Source organism: Priestia iocasae, assembly GCF_016909075.1.
Lineage (GTDB): Bacteria > Bacillota > Bacilli > Bacillales > Bacillaceae_H > Priestia > Priestia iocasae.
The window spans coordinates 250,278-262,507 of the sequence record NZ_JAFBFC010000004.1 but is presented as its reverse complement, the minus strand read 5'-3'; the positions used below and the strand labels follow the sequence as shown (position 1 = coordinate 262,507).

The 12,230-nt window shown below is 36.6% G+C and carries 10 protein-coding genes; 3 read left to right on the top strand and 7 right to left on the bottom strand.

All coding sequences use genetic code 11. The features are described 5' to 3' along the window. Positions 1 to 84: 84 nt before the first annotated feature. Positions 85 to 459 carry a PH domain-containing protein gene (locus tag JOC83_RS12485; RefSeq protein ID WP_205187633.1) on the bottom strand — a complete coding sequence of 125 codons (375 nt, stop codon included), beginning with the start codon at positions 457 to 459 and terminating at the stop codon, positions 85 to 87. A gap of 148 nt (positions 460 to 607) precedes the next feature. On the opposite strand from JOC83_RS12485, the gene JOC83_RS12480 reads away from it, so the two are divergent. Then, the gene (locus JOC83_RS12480; RefSeq protein WP_205187632.1) at positions 608 to 1,783 is read left to right on the top strand and encodes an alanyl-tRNA editing protein; all 1,176 of its coding nucleotides are present in this window, start codon (positions 608 to 610) and stop codon (positions 1,781 to 1,783) included. Positions 1,784 to 1,827: 44 nt separating this feature from the next. Here the strand turns inward: JOC83_RS12480 and recQ are convergent, their stop codons facing one another. Next, a complete protein-coding gene (recQ, locus tag JOC83_RS12475; RefSeq protein ID WP_205187631.1) occupies positions 1,828 to 3,966 on the bottom strand; it encodes a DNA helicase RecQ in 2,139 nt (712 codons plus the stop codon). Between the two features lie 151 nt (positions 3,967 to 4,117). Here recQ and JOC83_RS12470 point away from each other — a divergent pair, with 151 nt between their 5' ends. Continuing rightward, positions 4,118 to 4,654 (top strand): DJ-1/PfpI family protein, encoded by a 537-nt coding sequence (locus JOC83_RS12470; RefSeq protein WP_205187630.1) that lies wholly within the window; start codon positions 4,118 to 4,120, stop codon positions 4,652 to 4,654. A gap of 14 nt (positions 4,655 to 4,668) precedes the next feature. Here the strand turns inward: JOC83_RS12470 and JOC83_RS12465 are convergent, their stop codons facing one another. The 4 genes from JOC83_RS12465 to JOC83_RS12450 form a co-directional block, all read right to left on the bottom strand. After that, positions 4,669 to 5,151, bottom strand: coding sequence for a MarR family winged helix-turn-helix transcriptional regulator (locus tag JOC83_RS12465; protein ID WP_205187629.1), 483 nt, complete (start codon positions 5,149 to 5,151; stop codon positions 4,669 to 4,671). Positions 5,152 to 5,232: 81 nt separating this feature from the next. After that, on the bottom strand, positions 5,233 to 8,289 hold the full coding sequence (locus JOC83_RS12460) for an efflux RND transporter permease subunit (protein WP_205187628.1): 3,057 nt from the start codon (positions 8,287 to 8,289) through the stop codon (positions 5,233 to 5,235). A 127-nt stretch (positions 8,290 to 8,416) separates the two neighbouring features. Beyond that, the gene (locus tag JOC83_RS12455; RefSeq protein WP_205187627.1) at positions 8,417 to 9,106 is read right to left on the bottom strand and encodes a metallophosphoesterase; all 690 of its coding nucleotides are present in this window, start codon (positions 9,104 to 9,106) and stop codon (positions 8,417 to 8,419) included. Positions 9,107 to 9,187: 81 nt separating this feature from the next. Continuing rightward, positions 9,188 to 10,522 carry an FAD-dependent oxidoreductase gene (locus tag JOC83_RS12450; RefSeq protein ID WP_205187626.1) on the bottom strand — a complete coding sequence of 445 codons (1,335 nt, stop codon included), beginning with the start codon at positions 10,520 to 10,522 and terminating at the stop codon, positions 9,188 to 9,190. A 224-nt stretch (positions 10,523 to 10,746) separates the two neighbouring features. Here JOC83_RS12450 and JOC83_RS12445 point away from each other — a divergent pair, with 224 nt between their 5' ends. After that, positions 10,747 to 11,181, top strand: a complete 435-nt coding sequence (locus JOC83_RS12445) for a cupredoxin domain-containing protein (RefSeq protein ID WP_205187975.1) — start codon at positions 10,747 to 10,749, stop codon at positions 11,179 to 11,181. Between the two features lie 71 nt (positions 11,182 to 11,252). Here the strand turns inward: JOC83_RS12445 and JOC83_RS12440 are convergent, their stop codons facing one another. Next, a complete protein-coding gene (locus tag JOC83_RS12440) occupies positions 11,253 to 12,104 on the bottom strand; it encodes a DegV family protein (RefSeq protein ID WP_205187625.1) in 852 nt (283 codons plus the stop codon). Positions 12,105 to 12,230: the final 126 nt, after the last annotated feature.

The window sequence follows — 12,230 nt, the reverse complement described above, 5'->3', positions numbered from 1 at the left end:
TATAATTATATGCTTTATAGTAGAAAAGACAACCCCTTTTTTTACAAAACATAAAAAAACGCAACCATCTTGGTTGCGTTTCCCTTATAGGACGTATGTGGCAAGTGTACGTTGAACGTCGAATATATTTTTATCTTTCTTAAATTCTTTTGAAATTGGGATTGATGCTCCTGAAATCCAAATTTTCAACTCAGCATCTAAATCGAAGCGCCCCGCTGTTTCAACACTAAAATGTGTGACAGAATTGTATGGAATTGAATGGTACTCTACTTTCTTCCCTGTGACTCCTTGCTTGTCAACGAGAATAAGACGTTTATTCGTGAACACAACTAAGTCTCGAATGATTTTATACGCCTTTTCCATTTTTTCATTTTGCACAAAAATCAGTTCTAACTCTTGCTCAACTGCCTGTAAATCTACTTCTGAGGCGTTGCCTAGTAACCCGTCTAATATACTCATCATTGTAGCCTCCTTTTCACCTTCCTATTTCTATTCTACTTTGTATCTGGGTATTCCTCAAATGGAGCAATGTTTGTACTGTTTTCCTTTACTTCAACACATCCTCATACTACACTTTTGATATAACGTTAGAGAGGAATTTACATAGATGAAAACTGAACGATTGTATTACACAAATCCGTATACACACACATGGACAGCAACCATTACCGATGTCTATGAAAAAGATGACCACTATATAATCAAGCTAGATAAAACTGCCTTTTATCCTGAAGGTGGAGGTCAACCTTCAGATCATGGGACAATTTCTGGTATGGAAGTGTTAGAAGTATTTGAAGAAAATAACGATGTTTTTCATAAGGTAAAGAACAAGCCCGCAAAAAGTGATGTTACATGTGTCTTAGATTGGCAAAGACGTTTTGATCATATGCAGCAACATACAGGTCAACATTTGCTATCAGCAATTTGTATAGAAGAATACGATGCTCATACCCTAAGTTTTCACTTAGGTTCGGAGGATACAACAATTGATTTAGCCGTTGCTTCATTGGATGAACAACAACTTCAGCATATCGAACAAAAGGTAAACGAAGCTATCTATGCCAATAAAGAGATTTTGACGTATTATCTTCATCGCAATGATCTATCGACGATTCCACTACATAAAATCCCAGATGTAACAGATGAGAACCTGCGAATTGTGGAAATTAAAGATATTGATTATTCTGCATGTCGTGGAACCCATGTTTCTCGAACAGGCGAGCTAGGATTAATGAAGCTAAGTAAAACGGAAAAGCAAAAAGGATATACACGACTCTTTTTTAAATGTGGAATGCGCGCAAAAGAAGACTACCAAGAGGCGCAACACATTTTACAAACACTGAGCCAAATGTTTAGTACGAGTCGTAGCGGTATTTTAGATCGAGTTAAAAAGCTAGAGCAAGAGCAAAAGCAGCTTCAAAAAGAACTAGAAAAACTCAAGCTAGAAAACGCCAAGCGCTTAACCAAGCAGCTAGTCAACCAATCAGAAAACAGCTTTATCTTTCATATTTTTGAGGAAGAATCAATGAAAGATATTCAGCTAATGGCAAAAGAAGTGTTATCACAAACAAATTGTGTTATTCTCTTTGCATCAACTTCTGAACAGAAAGTATTACTTAGCCATAATGGCGCTACTTCTATTCATTGTGGCTCTCTTTTAAAAGAGCATCTTTCCTCCTTTAATGGTCGTGGTGGTGGAAACGACAAACAAGCACAAGCAAGCTTTACAAACCAAGAAGATTGGGCTAACTTCCTTTCTCATATTAAGCCATTTCTGAGTTAAACATATATAAACATAAAAAAAGAACTTCACTTGGAAGTTCTTTTTTATGTTATTTGTTTTCTTTTAGCTAATACACTACGTATCATAAAATAGCTGATTTCATCAGGAAGAGCTTCTTTTATCGGCTTTAGTCGCTCATCTTCCATTTGATTAATCGTTTCTTCAATTAATGATTCGTATTCAGATGGAACAAATCTGTTCCAATCCATTTCTTTTCCATCTTGATAACAACGCATAAGGTGATTTTCAATCGTTTGAGTACTTAATTCACGTTGTTTAGCAACGTCTTCAATTGCCATTCCTTCTTCTATCACCATTTTGTATGACACTTCATGAGAGGCCTCATCAGTCGTTGCTTTCTTCTTTTTAGATGCCGTTTCGACTAGTTCCACTTGACGTTTTCGTTCTGGGTTCTCGATGCAAAATTGATGGATTGCTTCAATAAAACGATTGCCATATTGCTCTTGCTTACGCTCTCCAACTCCCTTGACACCTAAGAACTCGTCACTATTTTGTGGTAACTGAGCACTCATATCTCGTAAGCTTTCATCTGAAAACACGACAAACGGTGGTACCCCTTCTTCTGATGCAATTTCTTTTCGAATCGCACGCAAATGCTCAAACAGTTCATCATCACGAACGAGTTGTCTTACTTGTACTTGTTCTTTACGCATGACTTTTTCGTTTCCTAGTAATACATCTCGTCCTCGATTGGTTACGGTTAACGTAGGAAATTGCCCTTGTCCGACTGCGATATACTGTTCAGAAATTAAATATTCAATAAAGTTACTCACATCTTTGACCGATTGCTCTTTCATCACACCATATGTGGAAAGAGAATGAAAGTTAAAATCTATCACCTTTTTATTTTTAGAACCTGTTAACACTTGGGCAATCATCGTTTTACCAAATCGTTCACCCATACGAATCATACAGGATAATACTTTTTGGGCATCAATGGTCACATCAACCGCTGTTCGATCATCTCGACAATTTCCACATCGTCCACATCGATTTGGCTTTTCTTCTCCAAAGTAGTGTAAAATAAACGCCTGCAAACACCCTTCAGTATGACAATAGTTCACCATTTGCTGAAGCTTTTCCAAATCCTGTACTTGGCGATTTTGATGAAACGTGGTTTGTTCAATTAAATAACGCTGCACACGAATGTCTTGAGGAGAGTAAAGAACGATACACTCACTATCAAGTCCATCACGACCTGCACGACCCGCTTCTTGATAATAGCTTTCCATGTTTTTAGGAAGCTGAAAATGAATGACATATCGAATGTTTGACTTATCGATTCCCATTCCAAAAGCAGATGTCGCAATCATCACTTGAACATCATCTTGTAAAAATCGCTCTTGTTCGAGGGCTCGGCTTTGATCATTCATCCCAGCATGATAGCGACCAACATTGACTCCATTTTGCTGTAAGTGCTCATATAAATGGTCCACTTCTTTTCTAGTTGCCGCATAAATAATTCCTGATTCTTGTTCATTTTGTTTAACATAACGGTCAATATAAGAAAGACGATCTTCACCTTTCACAACAGAAAACGATAAATTTTTTCGTTCAAATCCAGTAATAACGGTATGCTCTTCATCAATGTTTAACGAATGACAAATGTCTTCTCTAACTTGAGGAGTCGCCGTTGCTGTTAACGCCACGACAGTCGGTTGGTCTTCTAGCTGTGCAATCATTTGATGAATGCGTAAATAACTTGGACGAAAATCATGTCCCCACTGTGAAATACAGTGTGCTTCATCAATTGCCACAAGTGGAATAGGTAAGAATCGGAGCTGCTCTAAAAAAGCTGGAGACTCTAACCTCTCTGGCGCTACATATAGAAGTTGATATTCACCCATTTTCACTTCATTTAACCGTTCATTGACCTCTGTAGCCGTTAAAGAACTATTGATAAACGTTGCTGAAATCCCGACTTGATTCAATGCATCTACTTGATCCTTCATCAATGAGATAAGAGGTGAAATAACGAGCGTTGTTCCTGGTAGAATCAAAGCAGGTATTTGATAACAAAGCGATTTACCTCCACCAGTTGGCATAATACATGCCACGTTTTCGCCCTCCAATACATGACGAATGGTCTCTTCTTGTCCACCGCGAAATGAATCATAGCCGAAATAAGACTTTAAATGCTGTAATGCTTGTTCAAAACTCATAAAACTACCTCCTGGATTTCAATTGTTACTTCATTGGGAAGAAAAAAGAAAGAGGATGTTACCTTGTCATTGAGGAATGTAAGAGAGAGCATGTCTAGTGTAACAGGAATTGAATAAATTCGAAACTTATTTCTTACTTGGAGGAATTTAAATGAATGCAACAGGAGTTTTTTTATACCCTCGCTTTAGTGAATATGAAATATCTGTTCTTCTCTCTGTTTTACAACAAAGTAAAAAGACAATCATAACAATTGGATTAGATGACTCTAAACTAAGAGGAGAAGCTGGTTTAACGTGTGTGCCAGACACAACGATTGCTAACATAAATCTAGAAAATATTGATAGCCTTGTTCTGCCTGGGGTAGATGACTTTGCTCATTTAGTTCATTGTGAAGCTCTGTATACTTTTTTACAAAAAACATCCAAATACAATCTGACCTATGGCGCCATTTCGAGCGCTCCATATTTTCTCGCAAAAAGTGGATTATTAAATGAATACCAATACACAACAGGCTTAACGAAAGAACAACGTGCCTTTTTAAATGTATTTAATGAACACAACTACCAATCAAAGCCGGTCGTTCAAGATCAAAAAATAATCACGGCTAGAGGATCAGCGTTTATTGACTTCGCACTTTTATTTGGAAAAGCTTTGAATCTCTCTTTTAATGAAAAATGGTATAAATAAAGAGACTGAGTTGATTAACCTTTCAACTCAGCCTCTTCTATTTCATCATACATCTCGGTTGCGGTCTTTGTTAGCTTTTGCAGCATATCATGAAACGCGTATTTCTCTTCATCATTAAGTGCTTCAAAAAAGCGATCGGTCACTTCAATACTAATCCGCTCCGCTTCTTTCACCGTTTCAATACCCTTTTCAGTTATTGTTACTTGATGAGCGCGTTTGTCCGTTGGGTGTGGCACTTTTTCAATACAATTCATATCACCTAATTCTCGAATAAGAGAGACCATCGTTGCTTTATCAATGCTAACTAAATCTGTTAGTCTCGCTTGCACTTGAGGACCATGATTATCGAGCGCCATCAGTACACCAAGATGATGTGGTGTAATCCCAATTTGATGAAGAGACGAAGAATAAATGACTTTTGCTAATTCTCCTAACTTACCGAACGTGAATCCCATCCACTTTGATAAATAACTCGGAAAGTGTCGCTCTGTTGTCATAATCATCACCTTCTATCTAAAACAGAAATCTTGTGTAAAAAAGGTGTAGAGATCTACACCTTCTTTCTGGTTAAACTAAATTCAATTAATTTTGCGTAGCTTTGCAACTAGTAGATACAACGCTGGGACGATAACTAACGTTAAGATGGTTGAAAACAACACACCTGACACAATTGAAATCGCAAGCGGCTTAAACAGAGGATCATTACTAAATGCAACCGGTAGTAATGAAACAAGTGCTGTAAAAGCTGTTAGTAAGATTGGTCGAATACGTGAACGACCTGCTTCAATAATTGATTCAATTAAGTCCATGCCTGCTTTGCGACGCTGTTCGATGAACTCAAATAAGACAACCGAGTTACGTACAACGATTCCTGCTAATGAGACAATTCCCATTGTTGCCATAAAGCTAAATGGTGTTTGTGTCACAAATAGTCCTGTTACTGCACCTGCAATCGCCAAATATACAGTTCCTAATACTAGTAATGGCAATAAGAATGAATTGAACTGAAGGGCAATTGTTAAATAAATAAGAACCATGACTACACCAAATAAAAGCGTAATTTCCACAAAGAATTGAGTTTGGTCATCGTTTTCGCCGCCTGTTGTTAACTGATAACCTTCCTCTCCATACTTCTTCTGTAAGTCTTTTACAATCTCTTGAACGTCTTCTTTAAACGTTTCAGATTTCCCTGGATATGCTTTTAACGTAATGGTACGCTCACTGTTTTTATGAGGGATCGTTTTGTACTCTTCTACTTTCTTTTCGGTTACAAAGTCACTCAATGGTGCAAGCGTGGGAACAGGTCCCTCTGTTTGAACAGGTACGTTAATTTCTTCTAAATTAATACCGTTTTTGTGTGTTTCTTCATCTAATTTCAACTTCAAGTCTATGTCATCTTGACCACGTTGATAAGATCCTAATGGTACGCCGTCTGTAACGATGCGTAGCTGATCGCTGATAAATTTAGCATCTAGTCCTTGCTTAGCCATTTCTTCACGATTTAGCTCATATGTTACGGTTGAAACTGGCTCTTTCACATCATCAATGACGAGTCCGTTATCAATTTCTTTAATATCACTTCGAAGTTCATTTTTAATTTCATTTAATTTCGTAAAGTCCTCTCCCGAAATATCAACAGTCACTGGAGCACCTACTGGCGGTCCCTGAACAATCGTATTTAAGAAAATTTCAGCATCGGGATATGATTCACGAAGCGGTTCTGTCATCTTATCAATAAACTCTGTGGCCGTTACATTGTCATTATCAACGCGGGCCACAATTTGTCCTGTATTGCTTCCAGCATTGTTAACACCTTCATTAAATAAGTTTGGTAATCCTTTACCTGCAAAAATAGCGGTTTCTTCAATTCCTTCTATCTTATTGATGTCGTCTGTCATTTTTTCAAGTGTTTTATAAGTTTCAGTTAATGACTTCTCAACAGGTAACGTTACGTTAACAACAACCTCTTTCTTATTGGCTGCTGGGAAAAATTCGAACGGTGTTAAAAATGCTAAGCCAAACAGTAAGGTCGTAACCACTACCCCACCAATTCCCACAGCAAATGGTCTTTTTAGTACATTAGCTACCACTTTATCTGCGTAAAAATCAGATAACCTTCTTAATGGTTTACCAATAAGGCCTGGTTCACGTTCACTGTTCTTCTTCCCATCCTTGTTTTTATTCACAGCGTATTGATAAATGGGAACAAGAGTTAACGAAATAACCATAGACGCAATAATGGTAAGCACTAAAACCGTCGGCAGTGAACGAATGAATGCTCCGTTTCCTCCTGATAAAAATACAAGTGGTAAGAATGCAAATACAACGGCTAAAGTAGAGGTAATAATTGAACCCCACACTTCTTTAATTCCATTTATAGTTGCAGGTAAAATCCTACCTTGTTCTTTATAGTTTCGTAAAATATTATCGTTAACAACGATAGCATCATCAACAAGGATTCCAAGGGCAATAATTAAGCCAATGACCGAAATTTGGTTAAGGTCCACATCTAAAAACGGAAGTGGTATGGCACCTAGCGTAATTGAAAATGGAATAGCCAATGACACGATAAAGGCTCCACTTAATGTTAAGCCTAACGTCGTAATGATTATAACGGCAATAACCGCTAACAACGCATCACGAGTCAAATCTTTAAAGATAGAATCGACATCCGCTTTTTGTGAATAATATGTTACAAGATCAACATTGGTAGGTAGTGCCTTCTCGTTATCTTTTACAACCTGATCTACTTTTGTGAAGATGGTTGGAATATCCAATCCTTGCTCTACATTTACGGTTAACGAATAAGCTGGCTGTCCCTTATACGTTACAATGTCCTCTACTTCTTTTTCGCGATATTCAAATGAACCAAGTTCACTAAGTTTCATTGCTTCATTTTTCGTCTTAGATTGAAGTGTAATCTCTTCTACTTGTTCAACAGATTTAAAGTTTTCTAAAGATAATGTGTACTCCTTATTATCTTGTTGAACGTTTCCTAGTGGCGTTGTATCAAACTCGTTGTTAATTGCTTGAATAATCGAAGACACATTTAAGCCATTCTCTATTAGCTTCTGACTATCAGCTACAAATACAGCTTCTTCTTCTGAGAATCCTTTAATTACAACATCGCTGACACCTTTTACTTCAAGAAGTTTTTCTTTTAGTTCATTGATTGCTTGCTTTGACTCTGCGAGTGTTTGTTCATTATTAGCAACAAACATGTACGAGGATATCGGTGATTTTCCGAAGTCATCGTTAAACGTTGGATCTAATGCTCCATCTGGTAAATTTTTCGATGAATCTAACATCACTTGTTGAATTTCATCCGCCACCTCTTGAAATTCAGCACCATCATTAATTTCAATAATTACATTTGAAAATTCACGCGTTGAAACTGAGTTTACAGAATCAATTCCTCTAATATCATCTAGCGCCTTCTCAAATTTGTCTGTTACATCACGTTCTATTTGTTCAGCATTCGCCCCAGGGTAAACCGTTGATATTGATACGATATTTGGTTTGAATTCAGGTAGCTCACGCTTTGGTAAAGTGTAAAATAAATATCCACCTACAATGAGAGCTACAAAAAATAAAACAAGTATGAGCTTTCCTCGCTCTAAAAATTTCTCAAACATTAGTAATAACCTCCCTTACGCGCATAATGTTAGCTCAACAAACGTTTGTTGGTCAAACATTAATGTGCTGAACGAGTCATCGTAAATTTTCCTTCTATTATTGACGAAAAAAGACAAGTTTAAAAAGTCAACTTGTCTTTTTTATCTGTTCAATTTTAATTGTTTTCGTATAAAAATCGTATACATATACAAGCTCTTCTTCTAATTCAACAAGTGCTAGCTTCGGTTTTGTTGTGACTTGTGCACCTAAATCGATAGCAATTCTTGCACCATCATGTGTGACGCGTGTTGTAGGGGTGTGACCATGAACCACACACTTTTTATCTGTTTCACTTAAAAGCTGTTTTTTATCAATAGCATAAAACTCTTTCTTTTTCTGCCATAGGTAATTACGATTTATCTTTTCTACGTGATAAGGTAGTTGAAAACCAGCGTGTGAATAAATAAATGCCTCGTCTTCATATGTAAGGGGTAACTGTCGAACCCAATTTACTATTGCACTTGCTCCTTCATGACGAAAAGCTAGATTAATACTTTCAGCTGCTTGTCTTCCTCCAAAATGTGTCCACATATCAGACTTTTCCCCAACATACCAAAGCATCATTTCTTCATGGTTACCAATGGTTACATGAACGTTGGAACATGATTGCTCAAGCGTATGGATTTCCTTTAATACAGGTCCACTATCTGGGCCTCGATTAATCATGTCACCTACTACGACTAGCTGATCTACTCCGGGATTTAATTTTACATATTCAAATAACCTCATCATTTCATTATAACTACCATGTATATCACTTATCACAAATCTTCTCATCATATCCATCCTTTAAACTAAGTTAACTTAATTCTAAAGGAAATAGAAAAAGTAAGCCAGGTAACCCTGACTTACTTTATGTTAAGAGCTTAATGCTTGCAGACCTGCTTGATTTAAAAAGTTCCATGGCTTATTAAAATGCGGTTGGAAGAAGAAGTCAACAAAACCGAGCTGATCAACAGTCATATCATTTTGAATACAAACAGACAATGTGTTAATGGCTTGTGTGACGTCCACCTTCGAAATAACTTGTGCCCCTACAATTCGTCTTGACTCTTCCTCATACACTAATTTCAACGTAATTTTTTCGTATGTCGGCATAAACTCAGGTCGATTGTTCTCAGAGATTGTGATACTTTTCACATTCATACCGAAAAATGAAGCAGCTGTTTCCGTCACACCTGTTGATGCCATATTATAGTCATAAATGTGTAAACCTGATGTTCCTTGAGTACCCATATACTTAATGGTTGGCTTCATTAAGTTTTGAGCTACTAACGTTCCCATACGAACAGCATTTGTTGCTAATGGGATATACGCGTGCTGACGAGTTGGGTTATAGTAAATGGCACAGCTATCTCCTGCCGCAAACACATCTTTGTTACTTGTACGCATGTACTCATCCACAATAATTGCGCCATTTTCTAACATGTCAACTTGTCCTTTTACTAAGTCTGTATTAGGTCTGAATCCTACGCATAAAATGACTAAATCTGCTTCATACTCACCTTTTGTCGTGATTACCTTCTCTACTTTTCCATTTGAACCTTCAAATTTAGTAACAGATTGGTTCATCGCTAACATGACGCCACGATTGGTTAGTTCTTCTTCAACAACTGACGTAAATTCTGGATCTAAATATTTACTTAAGATTCGATCTGCTCCATCAATGAATGTTACTTCTTTCCCATACACTTCAAAGGCTTCAACTAGCTCTACACCGATATATCCAGCACCAATGACGGCAATCTTCTTCGCTTTTTTTGCTTTTTCAATAATATTATTTGCATGAACAAAGTTTTTAGATAATACGATATTTTCAAGATCAATTCCTTCTAAATTCGGAATAATTGGCCATGATCCTGTTGTCATAACTAATTTATCAAAAGAGTCTTCGAATTGTTCGTTTGTTTCAATATTTTTCACTTTAATTGTTTTTAATGCTGTATCAATATTTAATACTTCATGTTTCATTTTCATGTTTACACCCAAATTTTTCAATTCATCTGGTGATGAGTAAAATAAACCATTTGCGTCTTTTACGACTCCTCCAACATAAAGAGCGATTCCACAAGATAAAAATGAAACATTGTCATTTTTTTCATAAACGGTAATTTCAGCTTGTGGATAAAGTGTTGCCATATTTTTCACAGCCGCTGTACCAGCGTGCGTGCATCCTACAACTGCAATTTTCATGTAAACACCCTCCTAGGATTTTGTTTGTGAAGTTTTTCACATATAATTGTGAAAAACTTCACATATCCTTTACAGTTTTTATTATACACACCGTATAAATAGTTTTCAACTATATTTGTGAAGTTTTTCACAAATATTTTTTTTGTAAAAAAAGACAAGTTCTCTCTTCTTTTTAACATATAAATAAATTAAAAGAAGAGTCAGGAGGAATTTTTGTGAAGTTGATGATTGTTAAAAGAAAGTGGCTTACAATACTCGCACTTGCATTAGCGGTTGGACTAGTTAGTTGGTATGTATCCAATACAGACGTGCAAGTAACAAATGGAGAACAAACACAACAAAAGTTCGTAATTAATATGGTTACGGGAGAGTTTTCATCAGAAACCGAAGACGGAAAAGAAATAGAATCATATCGTTGGGATCCAGGTACCGTCATGATTCCGAAGGGAAAAGAAGTGCTACTTAGCATCTATGGTGTAAATGGAAAAGAACACCCTTTTATTATAGAAGGGACACATTACAAAGGGACGGTAAAAAAAGGAGAAGAAACTCTTTTGTCAGTTCAATTTGATAAAGCTGGCATTTATCGACTGATTTGCAAAACTCATGCTCGTATCGAAAACAACGGTCCAATGATTGCTTATTTAATTGTTGATTAAAAAAGCAGCAGTGTCTAAAGAATACTCTTTTTGACACTGCTGCTTTTTGCTTTTGCTAAGCAAGGACTTTTTTAAGTTCTTCGTTCAAACCACATTAACCCAATTGTTCCAGCACCAACATGGGTGCCAACTACAGGGCTTAAAGGTCCAATTTCTACATTAAAATTCGGATCAATTTCTAATAATCGCTGCTTCCATTCCTCGGCTTTTTCAAGGATTTCACTGTGGATAATCGAAACTCCGTATAAAGAATACGAATCATATGACTGTTTAAACAGCTCAAAAATTCGATTTTCGGCTTTTTTCATCGTACGAACTTTTTCAAGAGGGACAAGAGCTCCATCTTGAAACTCTAAAATCGGTTTAATTTGAAATAAATTACCTAATAGCAAGCCTAAACCAGAGACGCGACCACCTTTGTGCATCTGCTCTAAGCTACCAATCAAATTAAGACCTCTTACTTCATTCGGCATTTGTTGAAGACGTGTAACGATTTCTTCTGTAGACACACCTTCTTGCTCTAGTCGAATACCTTCTAACATCATATATTCTAGTGCTTTTGCACCAATCTTCGAATCAATATGCACCATTGGAAATCCAGCCATTTCAGCAGCCATAACTGACGAATTGTATGTTCCACTTACTTTTGACGTCACATGTATTGCAATTCCCATTTCATATTCTTCTTTTAACTTTTCATATAGCTCAACAAACTCTCCAACAGAAGGCTGACTTGTTGTTGGTAGTTTATCTGCTTCTTTTAATTGAGCGTAAAATTCTTCAACTGTTAAATCAATACCATCTTTGTAAATGGTTTCTCCAAAAATGAGAGATAAAGGAACAACATACATTCCTTTTTCCTTTGCTAACTGTGGGGGAATACATGACACACTGTCTGTTACCCATGCAATTTTTCTTTTCAATAGTGAACCTCCTAAAAAAAACAGACGCTTCATACATTGTAACCGTATTCTTACTAGATTAATAGAAAAATTTATTGGAAATCTTTATTTTTTTTATTGAATGACACATTTAACGACACAACTTTT

Excerpts from the sequence above, each read along its gene's own strand:
- JOC83_RS12470 (WP_205187630.1), top strand. The coding sequence starts at position 4,118 with ATGAATGCAACAGGAGTTTTTTTATACCCTCGCTTTAGTGAATATGAA.
- JOC83_RS12460 (WP_205187628.1), bottom strand. The coding sequence starts at position 8,289 with ATGTTTGAGAAATTTTTAGAGCGAGGAAAGCTCATACTTGTTTTATTT.
- JOC83_RS12480 (WP_205187632.1), top strand. The coding sequence starts at position 608 with ATGAAAACTGAACGATTGTATTACACAAATCCGTATACACACACATGG.
- JOC83_RS12485 (WP_205187633.1), bottom strand. The coding sequence starts at position 459 with ATGAGTATATTAGACGGGTTACTAGGCAACGCCTCAGAAGTAGATTTA.
- JOC83_RS12445 (WP_205187975.1), top strand. The coding sequence starts at position 10,747 with ATGATTGTTAAAAGAAAGTGGCTTACAATACTCGCACTTGCATTAGCG.
- recQ (WP_205187631.1), bottom strand. The coding sequence starts at position 3,966 with ATGAGTTTTGAACAAGCATTACAGCATTTAAAGTCTTATTTCGGCTAT.
- JOC83_RS12455 (WP_205187627.1), bottom strand. The coding sequence starts at position 9,106 with ATGAGAAGATTTGTGATAAGTGATATACATGGTAGTTATAATGAAATG.
- JOC83_RS12450 (WP_205187626.1), bottom strand. The coding sequence starts at position 10,522 with ATGAAAATTGCAGTTGTAGGATGCACGCACGCTGGTACAGCGGCTGTG.
- JOC83_RS12465 (WP_205187629.1), bottom strand. The coding sequence starts at position 5,151 with ATGACAACAGAGCGACACTTTCCGAGTTATTTATCAAAGTGGATGGGA.